This window comes from Paraburkholderia sp. IMGN_8, assembly GCF_038050405.1.
Lineage (GTDB): Bacteria > Pseudomonadota > Gammaproteobacteria > Burkholderiales > Burkholderiaceae > Paraburkholderia.
Genome location: NZ_CP150900.1, coordinates 2,868,680 through 2,894,583, shown reverse-complemented (window position 1 = coordinate 2,894,583; position 25,904 = coordinate 2,868,680). Strand labels below are relative to the sequence as shown.

General features: G+C 62.7%; 20 protein-coding genes. 12 read left to right on the top strand and 8 right to left on the bottom strand.

Going from position 1 to position 25,904, the window contains the following annotated elements; translation table 11 throughout:
- Positions 1 to 148: 148 nt before the first annotated feature.
- On the top strand, positions 149 to 514 hold the full coding sequence (gene rbfA / locus WN982_RS13370; RefSeq protein WP_115109196.1) for a 30S ribosome-binding factor RbfA: 366 nt from the start codon (positions 149 to 151) through the stop codon (positions 512 to 514).
- Positions 515 to 581: 67 nt separating this feature from the next.
- Positions 582 to 1,517: a tRNA pseudouridine(55) synthase TruB gene (gene truB / locus WN982_RS13365; RefSeq protein ID WP_341312465.1), complete on the top strand. Its 936-nt coding sequence runs from the start codon at positions 582 to 584 to the stop codon at positions 1,515 to 1,517.
- Between the two features lie 105 nt (positions 1,518 to 1,622).
- Here truB and WN982_RS13360 read toward each other — a convergent pair whose 3' ends face one another.
- The 4 genes from WN982_RS13360 to WN982_RS13345 all read right to left on the bottom strand — a co-directional run bounded on the left by WN982_RS13360 (position 1,623) and on the right by WN982_RS13345 (position 6,587).
- Positions 1,623 to 3,185: a DHA2 family efflux MFS transporter permease subunit gene (locus WN982_RS13360; RefSeq protein WP_341312464.1), complete on the bottom strand. Its 1,563-nt coding sequence runs from the start codon at positions 3,183 to 3,185 to the stop codon at positions 1,623 to 1,625.
- Between the two features lie 31 nt (positions 3,186 to 3,216).
- Complete coding sequence (locus WN982_RS13355; protein WP_341312463.1) at positions 3,217 to 4,437, bottom strand: EmrA/EmrK family multidrug efflux transporter periplasmic adaptor subunit; 1,221 nt, start codon at positions 4,435 to 4,437, stop codon at positions 3,217 to 3,219.
- Positions 4,438 to 4,513: 76 nt separating this feature from the next.
- Positions 4,514 to 6,022 carry an efflux transporter outer membrane subunit gene (locus WN982_RS13350; protein ID WP_341312462.1) on the bottom strand — a complete coding sequence of 503 codons (1,509 nt, stop codon included), beginning with the start codon at positions 6,020 to 6,022 and terminating at the stop codon, positions 4,514 to 4,516.
- A 49-nt stretch (positions 6,023 to 6,071) separates the two neighbouring features.
- Positions 6,072 to 6,587 carry a MarR family winged helix-turn-helix transcriptional regulator gene (locus WN982_RS13345; protein WP_341312461.1) on the bottom strand — a complete coding sequence of 172 codons (516 nt, stop codon included), beginning with the start codon at positions 6,585 to 6,587 and terminating at the stop codon, positions 6,072 to 6,074.
- Positions 6,588 to 6,902: 315 nt separating this feature from the next.
- Between WN982_RS13345 and typA the strand changes: the two genes are divergently transcribed.
- From typA to WN982_RS13315, 6 genes are all read left to right on the top strand, one after another.
- Complete coding sequence (gene typA / locus WN982_RS13340) at positions 6,903 to 8,729, top strand: translational GTPase TypA (protein WP_341312460.1); 1,827 nt, start codon at positions 6,903 to 6,905, stop codon at positions 8,727 to 8,729.
- Positions 8,730 to 9,100: 371 nt separating this feature from the next.
- Positions 9,101 to 11,962 (top strand): 2-oxoglutarate dehydrogenase E1 component, encoded by a 2,862-nt coding sequence (locus tag WN982_RS13335; protein ID WP_341312459.1) that lies wholly within the window; start codon positions 9,101 to 9,103, stop codon positions 11,960 to 11,962.
- 133 nt (positions 11,963 to 12,095) lie between these two features.
- Positions 12,096 to 13,376, top strand: coding sequence for a 2-oxoglutarate dehydrogenase complex dihydrolipoyllysine-residue succinyltransferase (gene odhB, locus WN982_RS13330; protein WP_341312458.1), 1,281 nt, complete (start codon positions 12,096 to 12,098; stop codon positions 13,374 to 13,376).
- Positions 13,377 to 13,500: 124 nt separating this feature from the next.
- Positions 13,501 to 14,931 (top strand): dihydrolipoyl dehydrogenase, encoded by a 1,431-nt coding sequence (lpdA, locus tag WN982_RS13325; RefSeq protein ID WP_341312457.1) that lies wholly within the window; start codon positions 13,501 to 13,503, stop codon positions 14,929 to 14,931.
- Between the two features lie 91 nt (positions 14,932 to 15,022).
- Complete coding sequence (zapE, locus tag WN982_RS13320) at positions 15,023 to 16,120, top strand: cell division protein ZapE (protein ID WP_341312456.1); 1,098 nt, start codon at positions 15,023 to 15,025, stop codon at positions 16,118 to 16,120.
- A 162-nt stretch (positions 16,121 to 16,282) separates the two neighbouring features.
- The gene (locus WN982_RS13315; protein WP_341312455.1) at positions 16,283 to 16,732 is read left to right on the top strand and encodes a transposase; all 450 of its coding nucleotides are present in this window, start codon (positions 16,283 to 16,285) and stop codon (positions 16,730 to 16,732) included.
- A 147-nt stretch (positions 16,733 to 16,879) separates the two neighbouring features.
- On the opposite strand, the gene WN982_RS13310 is transcribed toward WN982_RS13315, so the two are convergent.
- The 4 genes from WN982_RS13310 to WN982_RS13295 all read right to left on the bottom strand — a co-directional run bounded on the left by WN982_RS13310 (position 16,880) and on the right by WN982_RS13295 (position 22,706).
- On the bottom strand, positions 16,880 to 17,365 hold the full coding sequence (locus WN982_RS13310; RefSeq protein WP_341312454.1) for a DUF2147 domain-containing protein: 486 nt from the start codon (positions 17,363 to 17,365) through the stop codon (positions 16,880 to 16,882).
- Positions 17,366 to 17,588: 223 nt separating this feature from the next.
- Complete coding sequence (locus WN982_RS13305; protein WP_341312453.1) at positions 17,589 to 19,298, bottom strand: POTRA domain-containing protein; 1,710 nt, start codon at positions 19,296 to 19,298, stop codon at positions 17,589 to 17,591.
- A gap of 251 nt (positions 19,299 to 19,549) precedes the next feature.
- Positions 19,550 to 20,956, bottom strand: coding sequence for a collagen-like triple helix repeat-containing protein (locus WN982_RS13300; protein ID WP_341312452.1), 1,407 nt, complete (start codon positions 20,954 to 20,956; stop codon positions 19,550 to 19,552).
- 157 nt (positions 20,957 to 21,113) lie between these two features.
- The gene (locus WN982_RS13295; protein ID WP_341312451.1) at positions 21,114 to 22,706 is read right to left on the bottom strand and encodes a collagen-like triple helix repeat-containing protein; all 1,593 of its coding nucleotides are present in this window, start codon (positions 22,704 to 22,706) and stop codon (positions 21,114 to 21,116) included.
- Between the two features lie 692 nt (positions 22,707 to 23,398).
- On the opposite strand from WN982_RS13295, the gene WN982_RS13290 reads away from it, so the two are divergent.
- The 4 genes from WN982_RS13290 to cpaB all read left to right on the top strand — a co-directional run bounded on the left by WN982_RS13290 (position 23,399) and on the right by cpaB (position 25,748).
- On the top strand, positions 23,399 to 23,578 hold the full coding sequence (locus tag WN982_RS13290) for a Flp family type IVb pilin (protein WP_341312450.1): 180 nt from the start codon (positions 23,399 to 23,401) through the stop codon (positions 23,576 to 23,578).
- A gap of 139 nt (positions 23,579 to 23,717) precedes the next feature.
- Positions 23,718 to 24,218 (top strand): prepilin peptidase, encoded by a 501-nt coding sequence (locus tag WN982_RS13285; RefSeq protein ID WP_341312449.1) that lies wholly within the window; start codon positions 23,718 to 23,720, stop codon positions 24,216 to 24,218.
- Complete coding sequence (locus WN982_RS13280) at positions 24,215 to 24,712, top strand: TadE/TadG family type IV pilus assembly protein (protein ID WP_341312448.1); 498 nt, start codon at positions 24,215 to 24,217, stop codon at positions 24,710 to 24,712. The genes WN982_RS13285 and WN982_RS13280 overlap by 4 nt, the downstream gene beginning before the upstream one ends.
- A gap of 91 nt (positions 24,713 to 24,803) precedes the next feature.
- A complete protein-coding gene (gene cpaB / locus WN982_RS13275) occupies positions 24,804 to 25,748 on the top strand; it encodes a Flp pilus assembly protein CpaB (protein ID WP_341312447.1) in 945 nt (314 codons plus the stop codon).
- The last annotated feature ends 156 nt before the right edge of the window (positions 25,749 to 25,904 follow it).

The window sequence follows — 25,904 nt, the reverse complement described above, 5'->3', positions numbered from 1 at the left end:
GCGCGTTTGGCGCGCAAGGCGCACGCGGCGGCTGTCGCGATGGCGGTCGCCGTGGCTGTTTTGGCTGCTTCATTGCCGCCCGGGGAACACAAGCCGCGGCCTGCGCGAACACCCTTTGTCATCCGCTAGAACGGATCACCAATTCACTATGCCTAAAAAACGTACTTCTCCCAATCGCAACGTGCAGATCGCCGATCAGATCCAGCGCGACCTGTCCGAGCTGCTGCGCGAGGTCAAGGATCCGCGCATCGGCATCGTCACGATTCAAAGCGTCGAACTGACGCCGGACTACGCGCACGCGAAGGTCTACTTCACGACGCTGACGGGCGACCCGCAACAGACGCTGGAAGCACTTCAGCACGCTGCCGGCCATCTGCACAATCAGCTGTTCAAGCGCCTGCATATCCATACCGTGCCGACGCTGCATTTCCATTACGACAAGACCATCGAACGTGCGGTCGAAATGTCGCGTCTGATTGACGAGGCGAACGCCAATCGCGCGAAAGAAGACTGATCGCACGCTGTTTCGCGACGTTTTCCGCGCTGCTCACCGTTCACCTTGACTCCGTCTTCTTTCTGACATGACCGCACCTCAACGCCCCCGCGTGCCGCGTCGCGCGCTCGACGGCGTGCTGTTGCTCGACAAGCCGATCGGCCTGTCGAGCAACGACGCGCTGATTCGTGCGAAGCGTCTGTATCTGGCGAAAAAGGCAGGCCATACCGGCACGCTCGATCCGCTGGCCACCGGTCTGCTGCCGCTGTGTTTCGGCGAAGCCACCAAGTTTTCGCAGGATCTGCTCGAAGCCGACAAGACCTACGAGGCGACCATGCGCCTCGGTATCCGCACGACCACCGGCGATGCCGAAGGCGAAGCGATCGACACGCGCGACGTGACGTGCGATCAGGCGGCGGTCCGTGCCGCTTTGGAGAAGTTTCTCGGCGACATTGTCCAGGTCCCGCCGATGTATTCGGCGCTCAAGCGCGACGGCAAGCCGCTGTACGAATATGCGCGCGCCGGTCAGGTGGTCGAGCGGGAAGGGCGTCAGGTGACGATCCACGCGCTCGAGTTGCTCGCCTGCGCGCTGCCGGACGTGACGTTTCGCGTGACGTGCAGCAAGGGGACGTATGTGCGAACGCTGGCCGAGGATATCGGCGAAGCGCTCGGTTGCGGCGCGCATCTGGTGGCGTTGCGGCGCACCGGCGTCGGCGCGCTGACGCTCGAGCACGCGGTGACGCTCGACGCGTTGTTCGATGCGACGGAAAGCGAGCGAGATGCCTGGTTGCAACCGGTCGATGCGTTGCTGTCGACCTTCCCGTCCGTGCATCTGGGTGAAGACGCGACGCGCCGGTTTCTGCATGGTCAGCGGTTGAAGCTCTCCGAGTTGAGCATTACCGGCGATGCGGTCAACGCGCCGCGGGTTCGCGTGTACGCTGCTGAAGGCCGTCTGCTCGGCGTGGCGAAGCAAGGCGAGGGCGTGCTGGCGCCGGAGCGGCTGGTGGTCACCGCCGTGAGCTAGACCACTGGCAAACGCGCGCAACAACGAAAAAGGCGGGACCGCTATCGGGCGGTCCCGCCTTTTTTATCCAGCTTGCGTCGTGGATTGAAGCTAAAAACTAAAAACTCAATGCGCCGCCGCAGCCGCCGCGCCCGCGTCACCGCCCGCGCGTTCCGGCTTGGTGATCCAGATCAGTGCGATCAGCGCGACGAAGATGCCGGCGGAAACAAAGAACAGATCATTCACGCCCAACTGCGCGGCTTGTTGCGTAGCCATCGTGTTGAAAAGTCCGTACGCCTGCGGCTGACTGAACCCTGCCGCACCCATCTGCCGGATCGACTGATCGAACACCGGGTTGTATGCGTTCGCCTGTTCCGCCAGTTGCGCGTGATGCATGATGGTCCGGTGATCCCATGCGGTCTGGAAGATCGAGGTGCCGATCCCGCCGCACATGATCCGCACGAAGTTCGACAGGCCCGATGCGGCCGGAATCCGGTTACCCGGCAAACCCGACAGCGTGATCGACACCAGCGGGATGAAGAACCCGGCCATACCGATACCTTGAATCAGCGTGGGCAGCAGCAGCGAGTAAGTATCGACGCCGGTCGTATAACGCGAGCGCATCCAGAAGCACAACGCGAACACGAGGAACGACAAGGTCGCGATATAGCGCGGATCGGTACGCGGCAAAACCTTGCCGGTAATCGGCGAGAGCAGCACCGCGAACAGGCCGACCGGCGCCATCACCAGGCCGGCTTCGGTTGCGGTGTAGCCGATGTCGGTTTGCAGCCACAGCGGCAGCAACACGAGATTGCCGAAATAGAGTCCGTAGCCGATCGAGAGCGCGACCGTGCCGCCGGTGAAATTGCGCCGGCTGAACAAGGAAAGATCGACCACCGGGTGCTCGGCCGTCAATTCCCATACGATGAAGAACGCAAGCGAAATCACCGCGACCAGCGCCAGCACGACGATGGTGGTCGACGAAAACCAGTCGAGGTCCTTGCCCTTATCGAGCATGACCTGCAACGCGCCCACCCAGAGGATCAGCAGGCCGAGACCGACGCCGTCGATCGGCGCCTTTTTGACGACCGAATCGCGGTTGCGGAAGATCGTCCAGGTCGCCACGGCGGCGATCGCGCCGACCGGGATATTGACGTAGAAAATCCACGGCCACGAGATGTTGTCCGAGATCCAGCCGCCGAGAATCGGCCCGGCCACCGGCGCAATCAGCGTGGTCATCGCCCACATGGACAAAGCCATCGGCGCCTTGGCGCGTGGATAGCTCGCGAGCAGCAGCGTTTGCGACAGCGGAATCATCGGGCCGGCCACCGCGCCTTGCAGCACGCGCGAGGCGAGCAGGAACGGCAGGGTGGGCGCGAGGCCGCACATCCATGACGAGATCACAAACAGAATGATCGACGCCATGAACAGGCGCACCTGGCCGATCCGGTCGGTGAGCCAGCCAGTCAGCGGCACGGAGATCGCGTTGGCGACCGCGAACGACGTGATCACCCACGTGCCCTGGTCGGACGACACACCGAGATCGCCCGAAATCGACGGGATCGACACGTTCGCAATCGACGTGTCGAGCACGTTCATGAACACGGCGAGCGACACCGCGATGGTGCCGATCACCAGTTGCGCTCCCTCGAGCGGCGGGTGAGGGAGTTGCGCCTGAGCCTGAGCCATTAAAAAAGCCTTATATGAATCGTGGCAAGGCTTACATCAACTTCGCAGCGGGCTTCGCGGCTTGGCTCGACTTCTGCGAGCCGCCGTTCGGGCCTGCGTTCTCCGAGATGATGCGAGCGATTTCCGCATCGGCTTCGTCGCCGTACTTCTCGAACACGCTGGTTTGATAGACCGTGTTCGGCGCGTTGCCGAGCTGGCCGCCGTCGTCGTTCTTGATGGTCACGTCGGCTTGCATCGACAGACCGATACGCAGCGGGTGCTTCTCAAGTTCTTGCGGGTCGAGCGCGATCCGCACCGGCAGGCGCTGCACCACCTTGATCCAGTTGCCGGTCGCATTCTGCGCGGGCAGCAGCGAGAAGGCCGAACCCGTGCCCGCCGAGAAGCCGACCACCTTGCCGTGGAACACCACCGACGAGCCGTACACGTCGGCCGTCAGTTCGACCGGCTGGCCGATGCGCATATGCTTCAGTTGCACTTCCTTGAAGTTCGCATCTACCCACACGCCGTTCAGCGGCACGATCGCCATCAACGGATTGCCCGGCGAGACGCGCTGGCCGACCTGCACCGAGCGCTTCGCAACGTAGCCGGTAACAGGCGCCGGCAGGTTGTTACGCGCATTGTTCAGGTAAGCGTCGCGAACCTTCGCGGCGGAGGCCTGCACGTTCGGGTGGTTCGCGATCGTGGTGTTGGCGGTCAGCGCGCGGTTCGACGCGAGCTGTTGCTCGGCGGCGTCGAGTGCGGCCTGCGCGCTTTTCACTGCGTCGCGAGCGTGCGAGATTTCTTCCTGCGACACAGCGCCGGTTTGCGCGACCGTCATACGGCGCTTCAGGTCGTCCTGAGCGCGCGAAAGGTCGGCCTGGCGTACGGCGACTTGCGCCTGGTACTGGTTGTCGTCGGCGAACAGGCCGCGCACCTGGCGCACCGTTTGCGCGAGATTCGCTTCGGCTTGTTCCAGCGCGACGCGTGCGTCGGCCGGATCGAGCACGACGAGCGGGTCGCCGGCCTTCACGGTTTGCGTGTCATCCGCGTTCACGGCGACTACCGTGCCGGTGACTTGCGGCGTGATCTGTACGACGTTGCCGTTCACGTACGCATCGTCGGTGTCTTCATGGAAGCGCGCGACGAGGAAGTAGTAAAGACCGTAAGCGATCGCTGCGATCAGGATCACGATGACGAGCAGCGTCATCATGCGCTTGCGTTTGCCGTTGTTCGCCGATTGTGCGGGGGGCGCGGGCTGCTGGGGGGTGCTCATTGATGTGCTCCGGGTTCTCTCAAGCGTCGTCGTTTATTCGGATGTTCGTGCGAGTGTGTGTCGCGCCGGTGTGGCTTCAGTTTGCGGCGGCGGTCGCGGCCGTCGCCGAGGCCGGGGCATCGATCGGCACCACGAGGCCGGTCTGCGTCGCGTCGAAACCGCCGCCGAGCGCCTTGATGAGGCCGATCTGCAAATCGCGGCGGCGCATCTTCAGGCTCGTTACCGTCTGTTCGGCGCCAAGGCGGTTCTGGTCGGCGGTCAGCACCTGCAGTTGCGGCGACAAGCCGGCCTTATAGCGAATCACGGCCAGCTCGTACGCCTTGGTCGACGCGTCGAGCGCGCGCTGGGCGTCGCCCGATTGCCGATCGATCGAACGGATCGACGACACTTGCGTCGCGACGTCGGACAAGGCGCTGATCAGCGTCTGGTTGTAGTTCGCCACATCGAGGTCGAAGTCGGCGTAACGGCCCTTCAACTGCGAGCGCAGCGCGCCGGCGTCGAAGATCGGCAGGTGGATGGCCGGGCCGAATTGCATCTGACGGCTGCCGGATTTGAGGAAACGGCCCCAGCCGAACGCGTCGAAACCGAAGCCGGCCGCGAGGTTGACGTCCGGGAAGAATTCAGCTTTCGCTTCCTTCACGTCGTGCATCGCGGCTTCGACCTGCCAGCGCGCGGCGACGATATCGGCGCGGCGTGCGACAAGGTCAGCCGGCAGGTTGTTCGGCAACGCGACGGTGTCGCCGGTGGTCAGAACCGGCTGGGCGATTTGCAGGCCGCGATCCGGGCCCTTGCCGAGCAACGCGCCCAACTGATAACGCACCACGGTGATCTGACCGTCCAGGTCAGTCAAATTCGACTGGCTGGTCGCGATGTTGCCGTTCGCGGTCTGCCGCTCGACGTTGGTGTCGAGACCTGCACTCACGCGGCCGTTGGTGATCCGGCCGATGTCCTGACGGTTGGCGATTTCACGCTCGGCGATATCGCGGAACGCATACAGCTGCGCGAGCTGGTTATACGTGCTTGCCACCGACGCGGCCAGCGTTACGCGCGCCTGCTGCATGTCGGCCTCGGCGGCCTTTTCTTGCGACACGGCCTGGCCCAGACGCTGGCGGTTCTTGCCCCACAGGTCCAGATCCCACGAGGCGCTCGCCAGCACGTTGTTTTCGCTATACCAGGCGCCGCCGTACGGAGGCGGGTAGAGCGCGTTGCCCGAGAACAGTTCGCGGGTCCACGAATAGCTGCCGTTGACCTTCGGATACAGCGCCGAGCGCGAGCTTTCGATGTACGACGAGGCTTTTGCCACGCGTGCCTGCGCCTGCGCGATCGACGGATTGCCCTCCAGCGCTTCCGCGATCAGCTTGGACAGTTGCGGGTCGCCGAACTGGTTGGCCCAGTCGAGCGACGGCCACTGGCCGCCCTGGCCGGGCAGACTCTGGGTGGACTCGTACTGAGCCGGCGACGAGATCTGCTTGTCGCTCTTCATGCCGAAGTAGTTCGCGCACCCCGTAAGGGCGAGCGCCGTCACCGCAGCGGCGACAGCGGCCCGGCTCGACAGCGCGGGCGCGGACAGGGAAAAGGATTTCATCGCTCGACTCTTTGAGTGGAATGTAATGATGGACACTGCAAGCAATTTATTACGACTTGCTGTCAAAATTGCTTGCTGCATCACGGGTTAGTCCCGTTTGTTCGCCGGAATTGATGAGCACGCGGCGCAGCATGCTCTTCAGGAAACCCACTTCTTCGGGAGTGAAGCTGCCCAGCAGGCTGTCCAGCACGCCTTTGAAAATCGCAGGCATCTTCGCTGCGATCGCATGGCCTTCCGGCGTCAATGCCAACCTGACGACACGCCGGTCTTCGTTGCTGCGCACCCTTGTCAGCAGCCCGCGTTTCTCCAACCGGTCGACGAGGCGAGTGACGGCGCTTGCATCGATACCGTATTCGCGCGCCAATTCGGCTGCCAGCAGACATTTGCCGCTGGCCACCATGAACAGGATGCTGCCCTGCTGACTGGTGATGCCGAGTTCGGCCATGCTGCGTTGGGTGACCAGGTTGGACATGGTCGATTTCACCCGCGAAATCAGATAGCCGACGCTTTCGCCTAGCTGGTACTCGCTGAGATCCGGCGTGGGGGTGGGGGACGGCTCCGTCATGATTCTCGTGCGAATGCAATGGTTGACTAGGCAGGATTATAGGGGGCGGTTGATTGACGCGGCAAGCGTTATTACAGCTTAGGCAAGGAACTTTTTCCGCTCAAGACCTAATGCGCGCGGTTTCGCGTAAGCGTTCGCGGACGCTGGATGGCGCTTCTTCCTACGCACCGCCGCATGGGAGACTGTCGGGCTATCAGGGAATACCAGAAAGCTTCATTTGTGCGTGCTACAATATCGGGTTCCCAAAAGTGCGCTTTGGGCTTGTCGTGGTTTATATAAGCAACCGGCGCACTCTCAACTGTCTCCAGGTTTCCTATGACCCGCGCCCTACGCAACATCGCCATCATTGCCCACGTCGACCACGGCAAGACTACGCTCGTCGACCAGCTCCTTCGCCAGACCGCCACGTTCCGTGAGAACCAGGCGGTGGTGGAGCGGGTGATGGACTCGAACGACATCGAAAAAGAACGTGGCATCACGATTCTTTCGAAGAACTGCGCGGTCGAGTACGAAGGCACGCACATCAACATCGTCGACACCCCGGGCCACGCCGACTTCGGTGGTGAAGTCGAGCGCGTGCTGTCGATGGTCGACTCGGTGCTGTTGCTGGTCGACGCGGTTGAAGGCCCGATGCCGCAAACGCGGTTCGTGACCAAGAAGGCGCTGGCGCTCGGCCTGAAGCCGATCGTCGTCATCAACAAGGTCGATCGGCCGGGCGCGCGGATCGACTGGGTGATCAACCAGACCTTCGATCTGTTCGACAAGCTGGGCGCGTCGGACGAGCAACTCGACTTCCCGATCGTCTACGCGTCGGGCCTGAACGGCTACGCCGGGTTGACGGCGGACGTGCGTGAAGGCGACATGCGTCCGCTGTTCGACGCCGTGCTGCAACACGTGCCGGTCCGCCCGGCCGATCCGGAAGCGCCGCTGCAACTGCAGATCACGTCGCTGGATTACTCGTCGTATGTCGGCCGTATCGGGGTGGGCCGCATCACGCGTGGCCGTATCAAGCCGGGCATGGCAGTGGCCGTGCGTTCGGGCCCGGACGGCGCGATCCTGAACCGCAAGATCAATCAGGTGCTGTCGTTCAAGGGTCTGGAGCGCGTGCAGGTGGAGTCGGCTGAAGCAGGCGACATCGTGCTGATCAACGGTATCGAAGAAATCGGTATCGGCGTGACCATCTGCTCGCCGGAACAACCGGAAGCGCTGCCGATGATTACCGTCGACGAGCCGACGCTGACGATGAACTTCCTCGTCAATTCGTCGCCGCTTGCTGGCCGCGAAGGCAAGTTCGTCACGAGCCGTCAGATCCGCGATCGCCTGATGAAGGAACTGAACCACAACGTCGCGCTGCGCGTGAAGGAAACCGGCGACGAAACCACGTTCGAAGTGGCGGGCCGCGGTGAACTGCACCTGACCATTCTCGTGGAAAACATGCGTCGTGAAGGCTACGAGCTGGCTGTGTCGCGTCCGCGCGTGGTGATGCAGGAAGTCGACGGCGTGAAGCACGAGCCGTACGAAAACCTGACCGTCGACATGGAAGACGGCCACCAGGGTGGCGTGATGGAAGAGTTGGGCCGCCGCAAGGGCGAAATGCTCGACATGGCGTCGGACGGCCGCGGCCGTACGCGTCTCGAGTATCGTATTTCGGCACGTGGCCTGATCGGCTTCCAGTCGGAATTTCTGACGCTCACGCGCGGTACGGGTTTGATGAGCCACACGTTCGACTCGTATCAACCGGTCAAGGAAGGTGCGGTCGGCGAGCGTCGTAACGGCGTGCTGATTTCGCAGGACGACGGCGCAGCCGTTGCGTACGCGTTGTGGAAACTGCAGGATCGCGGCCGTATGTTCGTGTCACCGGGTGAGCCGCTGTACGAAGGCATGATCATCGGCATTCACAGCCGCGACAACGACCTGGTCGTGAACCCGATCAAGGGCAAGCAGCTGACCAACGTGCGCTCGTCGGGTACGGACGAAGCGGTTCGCCTTGTGCCGCCGATCCAGATGTCGCTGGAATACGCGGTCGAATTCATCGACGACGACGAGCTGGTGGAAGTCACGCCGCAATCGATCCGTCTGCGCAAGCGTTACCTGAAGGAACATGAGCGCCGCAGCGCCAGCCGTAAGGGCGCAGTGGACTAAATAGATATCGCGCCGCGATTTCGCGGTCGATGTCAGGCAAAAGCCACCTACGGGTGGCTTTTGCCGTTTTTGGGCTCCCACATAACTTATGCGCCGTTAGCCGCGGGTTCGATTCCTGTTTGTCCCCCGTTTTTCGCAGAAGACTGTTGCAAGGACTGGAAACTAGCCAGAAAGCCCGTCGCGGCGGGGCTCGAGCGACAATCCGTCTGCTATCTGGACTATCCGTTATGTGATATGCTCCCCGGGTGCAAAGTTTTAGGTCCTTCCAAGCAAGACTTGATTCGCGCAATCCGCTAAACGGTCAGGCCGTGTCGCGGAAGGTTCTGTAACCCGCTATTTCTCGAGAAACTCGAAGAAAGGTGAGCGTAAAAATGATGAAGCAATTCCAGTCGAACTCTTATCTGTTCGGCGGCAATGCTCCGTACGTAGAAGAAATGTACGAAGCATATCTCGATAATCCGGCGTCAGTGCCCGAGAACTGGCGCAGCTATTTCGATGCGTTGCAGAACGTCCCTGCATCGGATGGCAGCAATGCCAACGACGTGGCCCATGGCCCGATCGTCGAATCGTTTGCTCAACGGGCCAAGGCTAACGCTTTCATCCCGCGCACGGCTGCCGGCGGCGAAGATCTCGCTACCGCTCGCAAGCAAGTCTATGTGCAGTCCCTCATCGGCGCATATCGCTTCCTCGGCACGCAATGGGCCAATCTCGATCCTCTGAAGCGCCGCGAACGTCCCGCTATCCCCGAACTTGAACCCGCGTTCTACGACTTTACCGAAGCCGATATGGACCAGGAGTTCAGCGCGACGAATCTGTACTTCGGGTTCGAGCGTGCTTCGCTGCGCGAGATCGTCAAGGCATTACGTGACACGTATTGCGGCACGATCGGCGCCGAGTACATGTACCTGAGCGATCCGGAACAGAAGCGCTGGTGGAAAGAGAAGCTCGAGTCGATCCGTTCGACGCCGAATTTCTCCAATGACAAGAAAAAGCACATCCTGAATCGCCTGACGGCCGCTGAAGGCCTCGAGCGCTTCCTGCACACCAAGTACGTCGGCCAGAAACGCTTCTCGCTCGAAGGCGGCGAAAGTTTCATCGCGTCGATGGACGAAGTCGTGCGTCATGGCGGCGCTAACGGCGTCCAGGAAATCGTCATCGGCATGGCCCACCGTGGTCGTCTGAACGTGCTGGTCAATACGCTCGGCAAGATGCCGGCGGACCTGTTTGCCGAATTCGAAGGCAAGCACGTCGATGACCTGCCGGCTGGCGACGTGAAATACCACAAGGGTTTCTCGTCGGACGTCTCGACTGATGGCGGCCCGGTTCACCTGTCGCTCGCGTTCAACCCGTCGCACCTCGAAATCGTCAACCCGGTGGTCGAAGGCTCGGCCAAGGCCCGTATGGACCGTCGCGGCGACGACAGCGGCCTGCAAGTGCTGCCGGTGCAGATCCACGGCGACGCGGCCTTCGCGGGCCAGGGCGTCGTGATGGAAACGCTGAACCTCGCGCAAACGCGCGGTTACGGCACGCACGGCACGCTGCACATCGTCATCAACAACCAGATCGGTTTCACGACGTCGGATCCGCGCGACTCGCGCTCCACGTTGTACTGCTCGGACGTCGTCAAGATGATCGAAGCGCCGGTGCTGCACGTGAACGGTGACGATCCTGAAGCGGTCGTGCTCGCTACGCAGCTGGCCATCGACTTCCGGATGCAGTTCCATAAGGACGTCGTCGTCGACATCGTCTGCTTCCGTAAGCTGGGTCACAACGAGCAGGACACGCCGGCGGTCACGCAGCCGCTGATGTACAAGACGATTGCGAAGCACCCGGGCACGCGCGCGCTGTACGCCGAAAAGCTGGTGCAACAAGGCGTGATCACCGCCACGGACGCCGACGAATTCGTCAAGGCCTACCGCAAGGCGATGGACGAAGGCCACCACACGATCGATCCGGTGCTCTCGAACTACAAGAGCAAATATGCGGTCGACTGGGTCCCGTTCCTGAACCGCAAGTGGACCGACGCAGCCGATACGGCAGTGCCCTTGGCCGAGTTGAAGCGCCTCGCTGAGCGCATCACCACGATCCCGGAAAACTTCAAGGTGCATCCGCTGGTCGAGCGCGTCATCAACGACCGTCGCGCGATGGGCCGTGGTGAAGCGAAGCTCGACTGGGGCATGGGTGAACACCTGGCATTCGCGTCGCTTGTCGCATCGGGCTACGCAGTGCGCCTGACCGGTCAGGACTCGGGCCGCGGTACGTTCACGCACCGTCACGCGGTGCTGCACGATCAGAACCGCGAACGCTGGAACGACGGCACGTACGTGCCGCTGCAGAACATCGCCGAAGGTCAGGCGAAGTTCACGGTGATCGACTCGGTGCTGTCGGAAGAAGCGGTGCTGGGCTTCGAATACGGATATTCGACCGCTGAACCGAATACGTTCGTCGCGTGGGAAGCGCAGTTCGGCGACTTCGTGAACGGCGCGCAAGTCGTGATCGACCAGTTCATCTCGTCTGGCGAAGTGAAGTGGGGCCGCGTCTCGGGCCTGACGATGCTGCTGCCGCACGGCTACGAAGGTCAAGGTCCGGAGCACTCGTCGGCACGTATCGAACGCTTCCTGCAACTGTGCGCAGACCACAACATGCAGGTCGTTCAACCGACCACGCCGGCGCAGATTTTCCACCTGTTGCGCCGTCAGATGATCCGCCTGTTCCGCAAGCCGCTGATCGTCGCTACGCCGAAGTCGCTGCTGCGTCACAAGGAAGCCGTATCGGATCTGTCGGAACTGGCGAAGGGCGCGTTCCAGCCGATTCTCGGCGAAGTGGACGAAGCCATCGACGCGAAGAAGGTCAAGCGCGTGATCGCCTGCTCGGGCCGCGTGTACTACGACCTCGTCGCGCATCGCCGCGAAGCGAAGGCGAACGACGTCGCGATCATCCGTATCGAACAGCTCTATCCGTTCGCGCATAAGCAGTTCGAAGCGGAAATGAAGAAGTACGACAATGCGACCGAAGTGGTCTGGGTGCAGGACGAGCCGCAGAATCAAGGCCCGTGGTTCTACATCGAGCACCACCTGAAGGAAGGCATGAAGGACGGACAGAAGCTGGCATACAGCGGCCGTCCGGCTTCGGCCTCGCCGGCAGTCGGCTACTACGCGAAGCACTACGAGCAGCAGAAGGCGCTGGTCGAAGGTGCTTTCGGCCGCCTCAAGAGCGCGTCGATCGCTAAATAAACACAACAGACGAACCGGGAAAGCGCCACGCGCTTTCCCGTGCCGCGTCTGAAGGTTCATTCGCGGCAGTCATGGTTCGCAGGCGGTCGTCGTTCACCGCGCCGTCACCCGATACGTATTCAGGATATTCATAATGGCTATTGTTGAAGTCAAGGTTCCCCAGCTCTCCGAGTCGGTCTCGGAAGCCACCATGCTGCAGTGGAAGAAGAAGCCCGGCGAGGCTGTCGCACAAGACGAAATTCTCATCGAAATCGAGACCGACAAGGTTGTGCTCGAAGTGCCGGCCCCGGCGGCCGGCGTGCTCGCGCAAGTCATCTCGAACGACGGCGACATCGTCGTCGCCGATCAGGTGATCGCCAAGATCGACACCGAAGGTACCGCTGGCGCCGCTGCTGTCGAAGCAGAAGTGAAGCCGGCTCCGGTTGCCGCTCCGGCACCGGCCGCAGCGCCTGCTGCTCAAGCCGCATCCGCAACGGGTGCGAACACCGCTGCTTCGCCGGCTGCCGGCAAGCTGATGGCTGAAAAGAATCTGTCCGCAGGCGACGTCGCCGGCACGGGCCGCGACGGCCGCATCACGAAGGGCGACGTGCTGACCGCGCAAGCCGCACCGGCACCGGCCGCCAAGGCTGCTGCACCGGCGGCCGCACCGAAGGCAGCGAAGCCCTCGCTGCCGGACGTCAAGGCGCCGGCATCGGCCGAGCAATGGCTGAAGGACCGTCCGGAACAACGCGTGCCGATGTCGCGTCTGCGTGCGCGTATCGCCGAGCGCCTGCTCGAGTCGCAACAAACCAACGCCATCCTCACGACGTTCAACGAAGTGAACATGGCGCCGGTGATGGACCTGCGCAACAAGTACAAAGACAAGTTCGAGAAGGAACATGGCGTGAAGCTCGGCTTCATGTCGTTCTTCGTGAAGGCGGCTGTCCACGCGCTGAAGAAGTTCCCGCTCGTGAACGCGTCGATCGACGGTAACGACATCGTCTATCACGGCTACTTCGACATCGGTATCGCTGTCGGTTCGCCGCGCGGTCTGGTGGTGCCGATCCTGCGCAATGCAGATCAGCTGAGCCTCGCCGAAATCGAGAAGAAGATTGCCGAATTCGGCCAGAAGGCCAAGGACGGCAAGCTGTCGATCGAAGAAATGACGGGCGGCACGTTCTCGATCTCGAACGGCGGTGTGTTCGGCTCGATGCTGTCGACGCCGATCATCAACCCGCCGCAATCCGCAATTCTCGGCGTGCACGCCACCAAGGAACGCGCTGTGGTCGAAAACGGCCAGATCGTGATCCGTCCGATGAACTACCTGGCGCTGTCGTACGACCACCGAATCATCGACGGGCGCGAGGCAGTGCTGTCGCTGGTCGCGATGAAGGACGCGCTGGAAGACCCGGCTCGCCTGCTGCTCGACCTGTAATCGCCGGCTTGTAATCACTACAGTCGTCGCGATATAAGCAACACGCCTCCAGCATTCCGCAGTACTGCAACGACGCGCGCCACGAAGCGTGGCCGCGCGTCGTCCCGTCATAAAAAGGATTGTCATGTCCAAAGAATTTGACGTCGTCGTGATCGGCGCCGGCCCCGGCGGCTATATCGCCGCAATCCGCGCAGCGCAACTCGGCAAGACCGTCGCATGTATCGAAAAATGGAAGAACCCGGCCGGCGCGCTGAAGCTCGGCGGCACGTGTCTGAACGTCGGTTGCATTCCGTCGAAGGCGCTGCTCGCCTCGTCGGAAGAATTTGAAAACGCGCAGCACCACCTCGCCGATCACGGTATCAACGTGTCGGACGTGAAGCTCGACATCACGAAGATGCTGTCCCGCAAGGAAGGCATCGTCGAGAAGATGACCAAGGGCATCGAGTTCCTGTTCCGCAAGAACAAGATCACGTGGCTCAAGGGTCATGGCAAGTTCACCGGCAAGACGGACGCCGGCGTGCAGATCGAAGTGAGCGGCGAAGGCGAAACCGAAATCGTCACGGCGAAGAACGTGATCATCGCGACGGGCTCGAAGGCGCGTCACCTGCCGAACGTGCCGGTCGACAATAAGATCGTGTCCGACAACGAAGGCGCGCTGAGCTTCGACACCGTGCCGAACAAGCTCGCCGTGATCGGCGCAGGTGTGATCGGCCTGGAACTCGGCTCGGTGTGGCGCCGTCTGGGCTCGGAAGTGACCGTGCTCGAAGCGCTGCCGGAATTCCTCGGCTCTGCGGACCAGGCGCTGGCTAAGGAAGCCGCCAAGCAGTTCAAGAAGCAAGGTCTGGACATCCACGTCGGCGTGAATGTCGGCGAAGTGACGACGACTGACAAGAGCGTCACGCTGAACTACACGGACAAGGACGGCAACGCGCAAACACTGGAAGCCGACCGCCTGATCGTGTCGATCGGCCGCGTGCCGAATACCGACAACCTCGGCCTCGAAGCGATCGGCCTGAAGGCCAACGAGCGCGGTTTCATCGACGTCGACGACCACTGCGCGACGGCCGTGCCGAACGTGTATGCGATCGGCGACGTGGTGCGTGGCCCGATGCTCGCGCACAAGGCTGAAGACGAAGGCGTGCTGGTTGCCGAAATCATCGACGGTCAGAAGCCGCATATCGACTACAACTGCATTCCGTGGGTGATCTACACCGAACCGGAAATCGCGTGGGTCGGCAAGACGGAGCAGCAACTGAAGGCCGAAGGCCGCGAAGTCAAGACGGGCCAGTTCCCGTTCATGGCGAACGGCCGCGCGCTGGGCATCAACAAGGCGGATGGTTTCGTCAAGATGATCGCCGACGCGAAGACCGACGAACTGCTCGGCGTGCACATCATCTCGGCGGACGCATCGGACCTGATCGCGGAAGCCGTGGTGGCGATGGAATTCAAGGCGGCGTCGGAAGACATCGGCCGCATTTGCCATCCGCACCCGTCGCTGTCTGAAGTCATGCGCGAAGCGGCTCTCGCCGTCGACAAGCGCGCGCTGAACATGTAACCAGCGCACGCCTGACTGATCGCAGCACTCCAGCATCACCACGAAGGCGGGCGGGTTCACTCCCTCCCGCCTTTCTTTTTGCAGCAACACAATGAACGTCACCGAATACTACGAAAAAGAACTGCAGACGCGGGGTTATCAATCGGACCCGGCGCAACGCGCGGCGGTCGACCGTCTGCAGCGGTGCTATGAAGAGTGGGTCGAATACAAATCGCGCCGCTCGAACGCGTTCAAGAAACTGATCATCCGCCCGGATCTGCCTCGCGGCGTGTACATGTGGGGCGGCGTAGGGCGGGGCAAGAGCTTCCTGATGGACAGCTTCTACATGATCGTGCCGGTGCAGCGCAAAACGCGGCTGCACTTCCACGAGTTCATGCGCGAAGTGCATCGCGAACTGGAAGAACTGAAAGGCCAGGCCGATCCGCTCGACGAACTCGCGCGCCGTATCGCGAAGCGCTACCGGCTGATCTGTTTCGACGAATTCCACGTGTCGGATATCGCCGACGCGATGATTCTGTATCGCCTGCTCGACAAGATGTTCGAGAACGGCGTGCAGTTCGTGATGACGTCCAATTACGATCCGGATACGCTGTATCCGGACGGCCTGCATCGCGACCGCATGCTGCCGGCAATCGAACTGATCAAGGCAAAGCTCGACGTGATCAACGTCGATGCGGGCATCGACTACCGGCAACGCACGCTGGCCCAGGTCGAGGTGTATCACACGCCGCTCGGCGCGGCGGCGGACAAGGCCTTGCGCGACGCGTTTTCGCGCCTTGCCGCGGTCCCCGACGAAAGCCCGCTGCTGCACATCGAAAAGCGGGAGCTGAAGGCGCTGCGCCGCGCTGACGGCGTCGTGTGGTTCGATTTCGCGACCCTGTGCGGCGGTCCGCGCTCGCAGAACGACTACCTGGAACTGGCGAGCCGGTTTCACGCGGTGATTCTGTCCGGCGTGCCGCAGATGTCGGTGCGCATGGCTTCGGAAGCGCGCCGCTTCACGTGGCTGATCGACGTGTTCTACGACCACAAGGTCAAGCTGCTGATGTCCGCGGCGGTGCCGCCCGAGCAACTGTACGTCGACGGTCCGATGGCTAACGAGTTCACGCGCACGGTGTCGCGCATCGTCGAAATGCAGTCGAAGGAATATCTCGACGCGCCGCGGCGCATCGTCGATACGTCGCTGACCTGAGGGTTCGCGTCATCCTCGCGGTGGCGCTTTTGCGATAGATCACGGTCCGCTCGCCAAATGGGCGATGTCTGAAGACGTATTTTCAAGATTCGGATTGGTCTTATATTCCGCCCGCGGGTGACTGGATATCTTCTTTGTCGTGGTTCTGACAAAGGAGAATCCATGAATCCATACCGTGATATCAATGACGAAGAATGGCAACGCGTTGCACCGTTGCTCCCTGAATTGCGTCCGCGCTCCGAACTGCGCGGCCGTCCACTTGCCAATACGCGCTCGGTGCTCAACGGCGTGCTGTGGGTGATGTATAGCGGCGCGACCTGGTCGGCCATGCCGCGCAAATACCCGTCGTATCAAACTTGCCATCGCCGCTTCAAGGCATGGTACGAATCCGGCGTGCTCAAGTGCGTGATGGATCAGCTGTTCGGCGCCGCAAGCGAAGAACTGTGCAGCATGATGGAAGCACGTATGCGTACGCACATGAGCACGGAGGAGAAGAGCGTGCAGGCAGATGCGGCTCCGGTTGCGGCACCCGCGGTGTACAACCCTGCGTCCGCCGAGCCTGTACCGGCTTCGCCGTTCGCGTTTCCGTCGCCCTTCAAGCACGCTGCATGACGACGCGAACGAATCAAATCAAGCAAAAAAAACGGCCGCACGATGGTGATCGTGGGCCGGTTCTTCTGATGCTGTCCTGACAGCAGTAACGGCATGCTGGCGACCTACCCCAGCACCTCAGGCATTCATACCTGAACTACGCGCGGACTATTGCTGACGAACCCACGTCTGCGAGCGGCCAAGCAGCGATACGCCGATATAGCCGCGCACCACCAGCTTGTTCCCACCGTCTTCCAGGTGCATCTTGCACTTGTAGACCTTGCCGTTTTCCGGGTCGAGAATCTGCCCTTGATCCCAGCCGTCGCCGTCCTTTTTCATATCGTTGATGATCGTCATGCCGAGAATCAATTGATCCTTGCGCGCGTCGGTGCATTCCGTGCAGCGGCGATCCGGTTGGTCGTTCGCGGCCAACCCCTTGATCACCTTGCCGTTAAGCGAGCCTGTGCTGTCCTGGGTGATCTGAACGAGCGCCTTGGGCTGACCGGTATGATCGTCGATGGTTTGCCAGGTGCCGACCGGGCTGTCGGCCTGCGCCATCGCGGTGACGGCGCTGGCGAGCAGCACGCCGGCAACGGCGGCATGTTTGGCTGTGCGGAGCACGATTGCGCGAGCGCGTTGAGTGAATTGCGTCATGTCTTCCTCCTTGATAAAAATCCGCACGATCATGGTCGCGCGGCGTTATTGGCATCTCGTGCCCTCCTGGGCACTCCTGGGCGATAAGCCGCCGTGATGCCTCGTGTTGCCTCTCAGGTCCTACGTCAGCTGCATCTGTTGAACACCGTCAGCGCAGAATACGTGAAAGCGCGCGTGCCGTGTGATAGTGGAACCTCTAATCAGAACGCGGCACTTTCCGTCGTCAGTTCAGTTGATACGAGAACGTCGCGTTGATGCGCGGGCTGCGCGACGCGCTTTCCACCGGCGCGTCGCCGACCGCTTTCGCGACCGACAAATCCAGGCTGTAGTACTTCGCATCCGAGATCCGGAAACCGAACGCAATCGACGACAGCCTCGACGGCGAAGGCGTGCCCGCATGCAGATATACCCGCGCCATGTCGAACGATATGTACGGGGTGAACGTGCGCAGGTACGTGAAGCCGGGCGTGAACGCGCGGTTGACTTCGAACATGGCACCCCAGCCCGAATCCCCCGACGCTTCGCCCGGTTGATAGCCCTGCGCAAAACGCTGCGCGCCGAACGAGATCTGTTCCGAGGTCGGCAGCGATACGCCGCTGTACTGACCGGTCAACGAGACGGCGGTGCCGATCTTCAGCGGCCACTCGTTGGTCTGCGAGAAAGTCGCGCCGGTCCGCACGAAGTTGATCGAAGCCGGATTGGTGACGGGCCCACCGGGAACGTTCGAGTCGCCGGATTTCGACGCGCCCAGGATATCGAACGCCTTCGCCACATTGACACTCGCGCGGCGCACCTGGGTGGGTTGCACGCTGGTGTAGTCGGCCTGTAATTGCAGCACGCGAATTTGCGAACGCAAGCCGATCTGCGCGCCGGTGTTGTGGTTGTTGTAGCGATCTTCGTCGTGCGACGCGTAGGCCGTGGCCGTGCCGATCACGCTTTGGGTGTTGCTCAACAGAATGGGGTAGGCGAGCGAGCCGCTGACCTTGTCGTTGATGACCGTGCGCTCGACGTAAGCGGGTAGGCCGGGATTGTCGACCGGATTGCCGCGATAGTGCGACGCGTCGATCTTCGCGATCAGCCCGTTGCTGCCGATCGGCACTGCGCCGTGCGCGGCGAGATAGGTCACGTTGTCCCGACCTTTCGGCAGCAACGCGGACACGCTCAATTGTTCGCCGAGCGCGGTCAGGCCGTTCTCGGTCGCGGTCAGCAGGCCTTGCACGCCGGGATGGTTGAAGTCGATGCCGGTGCTGACGTTGAACGGCTTACGATCCACGTTCAGTTCGAGCGTGGTGGCGCCGTCGGTGTTTTGCGGCGGCGGCACGTTGGCCGCGACCTTCACGCCGGGCAGCAGGCCCAGCACATTGATGTAACGCTCGAAGGTGGCGCGCCGCAATGGCCGGTCGGCAGTGATGTGGTCGGCGATCGCGCGGATCTTGTCTTCGACCGCGCCCGCCTTGCCCGTCACCTTGACAGCGGATACGTAACCTTCGACCACCGTCACGCGCACCACGCCGTCTTCGAAAGTTTGTGCCGGGATGAACGCGAACGAGAGCGCGTAGCCGCGGTCCTGATACAGCTTGGTGACGCCGTTAGCCACCCGGATCAGATCGCCGATGGTGGTGTCTTTGCCGACGAGGGGCGTGAAGCGTTGCGCGACTTCGTCGAACGGAATGGATTTCACGCCTTCGACCTGCACGCGCGAAGGCGTTATATGACGGGCGAGCAGTTCCTGAAGTTGCGGAGCTTGCGGCGCGACCTGCAGGGTGACGTTCGGCCCTTTATCGGGCGCCTTGATCTGTGGCAGTGAGTCCATAGGATTGCCGCCGACTGCGGAACCGCCCGGGCGCGACTGCGCTTGCGCCTCCATCTGCAATGCGCTTGCCGCAATGGCTGCGAGCACGAAGGTCCATTTGCTACCGTACCCGAGTTTCATCGGATTTTCCTCGTATGCCGTTCTTGTCGTGCGAGCGTGCTGCCTGGCTGGGCTGGTCGCGATCGCTTATGTATGGCTCGATGCATGCTGCCATGCTTGCATCTATTACGTCACGTGCTCCGTTGGGCTTGAGCATCGGCTGCGAAACCGCGGAGCACGTGGTGAAGCGGACTGCGTATGCGCGCTGCGTAATGAGACCGGTGATGCGGGAACGGCTTATGCGCGCAACGTAGACAAACGATTTATGCGGACTATTTATGGCTCACCGGCAGTAAGCCGCCGAGCAGCGTCGTGACGCCATTCGTCGAGCCGCTTGAGCCACTCGAGCCGCTCGTCGAACCTGCAGCCGAGCTGAGCGTGCCGGTCAACTGGCCGACTAGCGCGGTCACGGGCGCGAGCAGCTGGCCGCCCGCACCGCTGCCGGACGTACTGCTGGTGACGCCGGAAAGCGCACCCGTCAGCGACGACAACGGACTCGTCGAGCTACCCGTCGTGCCTCCCAACGCTGAAGTCAGCGAACTCAACGGCGTACTGTTCAGCGTGGATGTCAGCGAACTCAGCGGCGTGCCGTTCAGCGCCGACGTCAAGCCCGACAGCGGCGTTCCGCCAAGCAGCGTCGACAGCGAGCCGAGCGGATTGTTGCCGAGCCCGAGACTCGCCGCTGTGCTTTGCAGCGGGCCGAGCGGGCTGCCGTTGGCAGGCGGCCCATTGGCGACGTTCACCGTCGTGCCGCCGACGAGACTTGTAATCAGGCCGGGAATCGGCATCGCGCCGTTCGGTCCGTTCGGATTGACGAGACCGCCCGTGTTCGTCACGGTGTTGCCGAGCGAACCGACCAGCGTGCCGAGGTCGGCGCCGACCGGGTTATCCGTCGCGGAGCCGACTTGCGAGCCAGCCGAGCTCAATGCGCCGCCGACTTGTGCAAGCACGCCGCCGATCGGCGCGCCGAGGCCGGTCTGCGTGCCGACGGCTTGCGTCACGAGTCCGGCGGTCGTCACGATCGGGGTGATCGCGGTGCTGATCGGTTGGGTGAGCTGTTGCACGGGCGCCGAGCCCAGCACGTTGCCAAGCGTCGCGCCACCGGCGTTCAGCGCTCCCGCGGTGGTCGATAGCGCGCCCGCGAGCGGTGTGGTGAGCGGCGACAGCGGCGCGAGATTGCCGGTGCCCAAACCGCCTACGGCGGTGCTCAGACCTTGCACGACGCCGCTCGTCGAGCTGACCACCGAGCCGAGTCCGGCGACCGTGGTGCCGACCGGGTCGGAGGTGGAGCCGATCTGGCCGACGCCGCTGCTCACGGCGTCGGCCAGCGAGCCCAGCGTGCTGCTGGTGCTCGACACTGCGTTGCCGAGACCTTGCGTGACTTGCGGACTGAGGCCTGGGATGGTCTGCGCGGCGATCGTGCTGCCGAGGTCGTTGGTGGTCTGCGCGGCGACGGTGCCGAGGCCGCTGGTGCCCGACGTCGTGGTGGTGGGCGGGCCGCCGCTGGTCGAACCCCCGCCGCTGGCGCTACCGCTGCTGGATGCGCTCGGTGGCGCGGTGACGCCGTCGCCGCCACACGCGGCGAGCAACCCGGCGACCGCAACGGCGATCAACGGCGCGCGCAACGACGACACCGTCGCGCACGTCGCATGGAGAATAAAAAAACGTTGGGTGGACATGTTTGCTCCTCAGTGTCTTCCAGGTGTTGTGTGCGGTTGTTTCCGCGCGCCGGTGCATCGGGTGACTGAGCGGCGCGGCTCAGGTCAGGCAGAGCCGGGCGCGGCTGGCGGGCCGCACTCCGGGTGGTGCTGGCTACAATCGCTTCGATGGTTTCGCTTACTTCTTCCCGAGGCCGCCGAGCAGTCCGCCGACAAGCGACGTCACCGGTGCCAACAGGTTGCTCGTCGAGCCTTTGCCGGCGCTGGCCGACAGCGACACACCGGCGCCCGAACTGGTCGAGGCGGTGGTCGTGGTGGTGACGGCCGTCGGTGTTGCAGCCGCCGTGGTGGTCGCGCTGCCGAGCGTGCCGGTGACGGTCGAAACGAGGCCGGTGACCGGGGCAAGCGGGCTGCTGCTGCCGCCGGTTGCGCTGCTCAGACCGCTCGTCACGCTCGAGAGCAGGCCGGTGACAGGCGCCAACGGGCTACCGCTGCCGCCCGATGCGCCGCCGGTGGCGCCGGTCACGCCGCCGAGCGTGCCGGTGACGGTCGAAACGAGGCCGGTGACGGGAGCGAGCGGGCTGCTGCCGCCGCCGGTTGCGCCGCTCAGACTGCTCGTCACCGTCGAGAGCAGGCCGGTGACAGGCGCCAACGGGCCGCTGCTGGACGTACCGCCGCTCAGACCGCCGAGCGCGCTGGTGACCGGCGCGAGCGGGCCGCTGCTGGTGCCGCTGGTCAAGCCGCCCAGTGCGGATGTGAGCGGGGCGAGCGGGTTGCCGCTGGTGCCGCCGGTCAGCAGACCGCCGACCGATGAAACGATCGTGCCCGTATCGGAGACGGTATGGCCGAGCCCGGCCGTGACCGGGTTGCCGCCCGTAGCGCTCAACAGGGCGCCGGCCTTGCCGAGTCCGCCGCCGACCGTCGTGAGCAGGTTGTTGACCGGCGCGCCGATGCCTGTAACGTTGCCGACCGTCTGCGTGGTCGCCGCCACCATCGACGTAATTGGTGTGATGGCGGTGCTGAGGGTTTGTGTGACTTGCTGGACCGGGCCCGTCGAGAGCGCGGTGGTGAGCGTGCTGCCGCCGTTGGTGAGCGCGCCGCCGATCGTGCTGACGACGCCGCCAAGCGGCGTGGTGATCGCTGCGAGCGGCGCGAGCGGGCCGCTGCCGAGACTCGTCACGAGGCTGCCGGCATCCGTCACTGCGCCGCCGACATGACCGACCACGCCGCCCACGCTCGAGACCGTGGTGCCGACCGCATTGCCGCCGGTGCCGAGTTGGCCGAGGCCTTGCGACACGCCGTTGCCGAGCGTCGAGACTGCCGCGCCGACTTCCTGCACGATGCCGCCCGCGGATTGGGTAGTTTGCGTGCTGACGCCCGGGAGAGTTTGCGAGCCGATCACGGTGCCGATGCCCGAGACCGTCGACCCTGCATCGCTGACCACGCCGCCGTTGTTGCCCACGACCGTGCCAAGCGCATTCGCGACCGCAGTCGAGCCGGTTCCCGTTCCCGTTCCCGTTCCTGTTCCGGTGCCTGAGCCGCTGCCCGAATCGGTGCTGCCGGTAGTGGTACCGGAGCCGCCCGAGCCCATCGAACCGCTGCCGCTGGCGGTGGTGGAGAGCGCACCGCCGGCGCTGCTACCGCTACCGTTGCTGCCGGTGCCGGAACTCAGGCTTCCGGAGCCTCCGCAAGCACCAAGAGAAAGCATCGCGGCTACGCTGGCCGCGATCAGGGATACGCGTATCGTGTTGTTGCTCGTTTGAATGGTCATGCTGCCCTCGCATCGCATCTGTTGTTGGATATTGCTGCGTGACTACCTCTGCACGAGGCGTGCCATTTCTGCGGATCAATCCACGAGATTTGCCTGCGACAAGGCGTCAAGCCAAATGCAGTATGGCTTTGCGGGTAGTAGATGGAGTTTTTGCTAAACCAGATACCCGCTGCAAAATCGATGCCCGGAGCATATGCGAGGGGTCGCGTCACGTAACGAGCCGCAGGCGCCGTTACGGTGAACGGCGTAACGCAAGACAGGCGAAGGGACGAAATGCGCTTGAAACGTTCGGTTCAAACAAATATCTGTTCAAGCAAATATCTGTTCAAACAGATAATTAGTGCAGCGAATCTAACCTATGGTTAGTCCTATGTGCTGCAGCGCACTGTCTACCGTTAACCTGAGTGCGCACACAAAACGCATATGGCATGAAGTTCGGTGCAGCGGACAATTGCTTAAATAAGATTGTTCGGCTATAAAACCCGGAAGCATCACGGATTGACGAGGGAGGTGCGCAATCGAACAGACAGCCACGAGATATCCGTTTAATTGAACCGGCTGCGAGGCGAGGGGCTACTGCAGCGCAACAAGCAGGACCAGGAAGTGAGAGACCACTGGTTCGCGACGCTGAGGGCACCGGTCATCTGATGCAGCACGAATACAAACGAAATAGATGAAGTCCGAGGGTCACAATGAAAAATTTCACAAAACGCTTTCTGAGAGATAACAAAGGCGTTACGGCCATCGAGTATGGTCTGATTGCGGGGTTAGTTGTGCTTGTCATCGCTACGTCGGTTGGTTCCATCGGTACCAACCTCAATAACGTACTGAGCGACCTGGCAGGTTTGATAAAGACGCCAGCAGCAAGCTAGTAACAAGCATTCTGAAAACGCCACGGAGCGGCCGGCGTTCTTGCGTCCGCTCGCTTCGTGGCTTTCAAAGCATTGCCAGAACAATTAATGTGAATTGCATTGCAACTCACATGGCGTTGCTTCGCCTGTCGAGTGCGAGATGAATGTTTCCGTCGGTATTTTGTTATTTATTGCCTGGGCCGCGGTAGTCGCTATATGCGACTGCCGCCGCAGGCGTATTCCTAATTCAGTTGTCGTTGCCGGTCTGGCGGCGGCATTCGGCTGTGCGCTGGTTCAATGCGGACCGTTCGGCATGTCGTTGGGGCAGGCGGCATGCGGTGCGCTGATCGGCCTCGCAGCGTTGTTGCCGTTCTTCGCACTCGGCGCAATGGGCGCGGCCGACGTCAAGGTATTCGCGGTACTGGGCGCATGGTGCGGTATGCACGCGCTGCTCGGCCTGTGGATGGCTGCTAGTCTCGCCGCCGGCGTGCACGCGCTCTGGCTGTTGATCACGACCCGCACGCGGCTCGCGGGCCTCGGTCGTCATGGCGGCCCGACTTTCGAACTTGCCGGCAAGGCTTCCACGCCGTACGCCGCATGCCTCACGGTAGCGGCAAGCGCGTGGCTTGTGCTGCAAGGGTTGGCCGGAGGGCTGCGATGAAGCCGCTAACGACGAAACCCGCACGCTCGCCGCTCAAGCGCGCCTATGCGCGCCGATTGCGCACGCAGCGTGGCGCCACGGCCGTTGAATTCGTGCTGGTGTTCCCGCTGTTCTTCACGATTCTGTACGCAATCATCACCTTCAGTCTGGTCATGGTGGCGCAGCAGAATCTGACGCTTGCAGCTGAAGAAGGCGCGCGCGCCGCGCTGAACTGGCAGAGCAACACCTCGCTGCAAACCGCGCTCGACAATCGTGCCCAGGCCGCCTGCACCGCGGCGAAAGCGATGGTCGCGTCACTGGTGCAGACCACGCAGTGTGCGTCTTCCTCCACCAACTGCGGCCCGGGCAACGCGATGAAGTGCGTGAACGTCGCGCTGACCTACGACTACAAAACCAATCCACTGGTGCCGACATTGCCGCTTATGAGCTACACGATTCCGGACACCCTGTCGAGCAGCGCCACCGTACAACTCAACCCGGAGAACATTCAGTGACGCACGCGCCGGCCCCCAGCTTTTCCGTCCATCGATGCGCGCACGAACGCTCGTACGGCACGGCATCGTTCAACCGACGCAGTAAGTCATCATGCCGAACCTGACCAAAATTCTTGCCGGTGTGCTGATCGCCGTCGCGCTACTGCTGGGCCTGTTCGCGTGGACGCTGTCACGCCGCCCGGCGCCGGTGGCTGTCACACCCGCGATGCATGCGAGCTTCCCGGTCGTGGTCGCAATTCACACGTTGCCGGCAGGCAAGGCGATCACTGCGGATGCGCTGCGCGTGCAGCCGCTGCCGATCAATCCGAACGGCGCGTTCACCGATCCTTCGCAGCTCGTCGGCCGTGTGCCGAACGCGGAGATTGGCGCCGAGTCGCCGGTGCTGGAAGCGCAACTCTCGTCGGGGCTCGCCGAGCGCGTCGAGCCGGGCGAGCGCGCGCTGGCCGTGCGAGTCGACGAAGGCAACGCGGTCGGCAACCGGTTGCGGCCAGGCAATTTCGTCGACGTATTCTTCACGCTCAAGCGTGACGGCAGCGTCGCCGGCGGCGGTGCGGAAATCGATCGGACCCAGGCGCGTCTGTTGATGTCGAAAGTGCGCGTGCTCGCATTCGGCAACGCGACTGCCGGCGGCGACAGCGCGGGCGATCCGAACGGCATGGTGCGCACTGCGGTGCTGGCGGTGCCGGTCGCCGATGTCGACCGGCTGACGCTGGCCGAAAGCGCGGGCCGCCTGATCTTCGCGCTGCGCAATCCGAAGGATCCCGAAGTAGCTGATCAGAGCGTCTTGCCGGTCTACCCGGGCGTGTTGAAGACGGTCGCCCACAACGGTTCGGCCGACCCGCTTCAGGATTCGACCCGCGCCGCGGCTGGCGTGGCGCTCGGCGCCCTGTCGGGCAGCGGCAATCCGGCGAGTGCTGGCGTGCGGCTGCCGCCGTTGCCGCACATGCAGCCTACGCGCGTAGCAGGCAATACGAACAGTACAAAGAGCAGTATCGAAGTGATACGGGGTGGGCGCGCCGAAACGGTCGCCCGATAAGCGGTTTCAGGGAGCGGGCGGCCGGACGCGGTCCATAACTACATGACAAAACGGATTCTTGTATTCGGGAAGGCGGTGTGGCTTGGGATGGCTTTGCTGGGCGTATCGGCAGGAACTGACGCGGCCGGTTCATCACAGCGGACGCAGCAGGGGCAG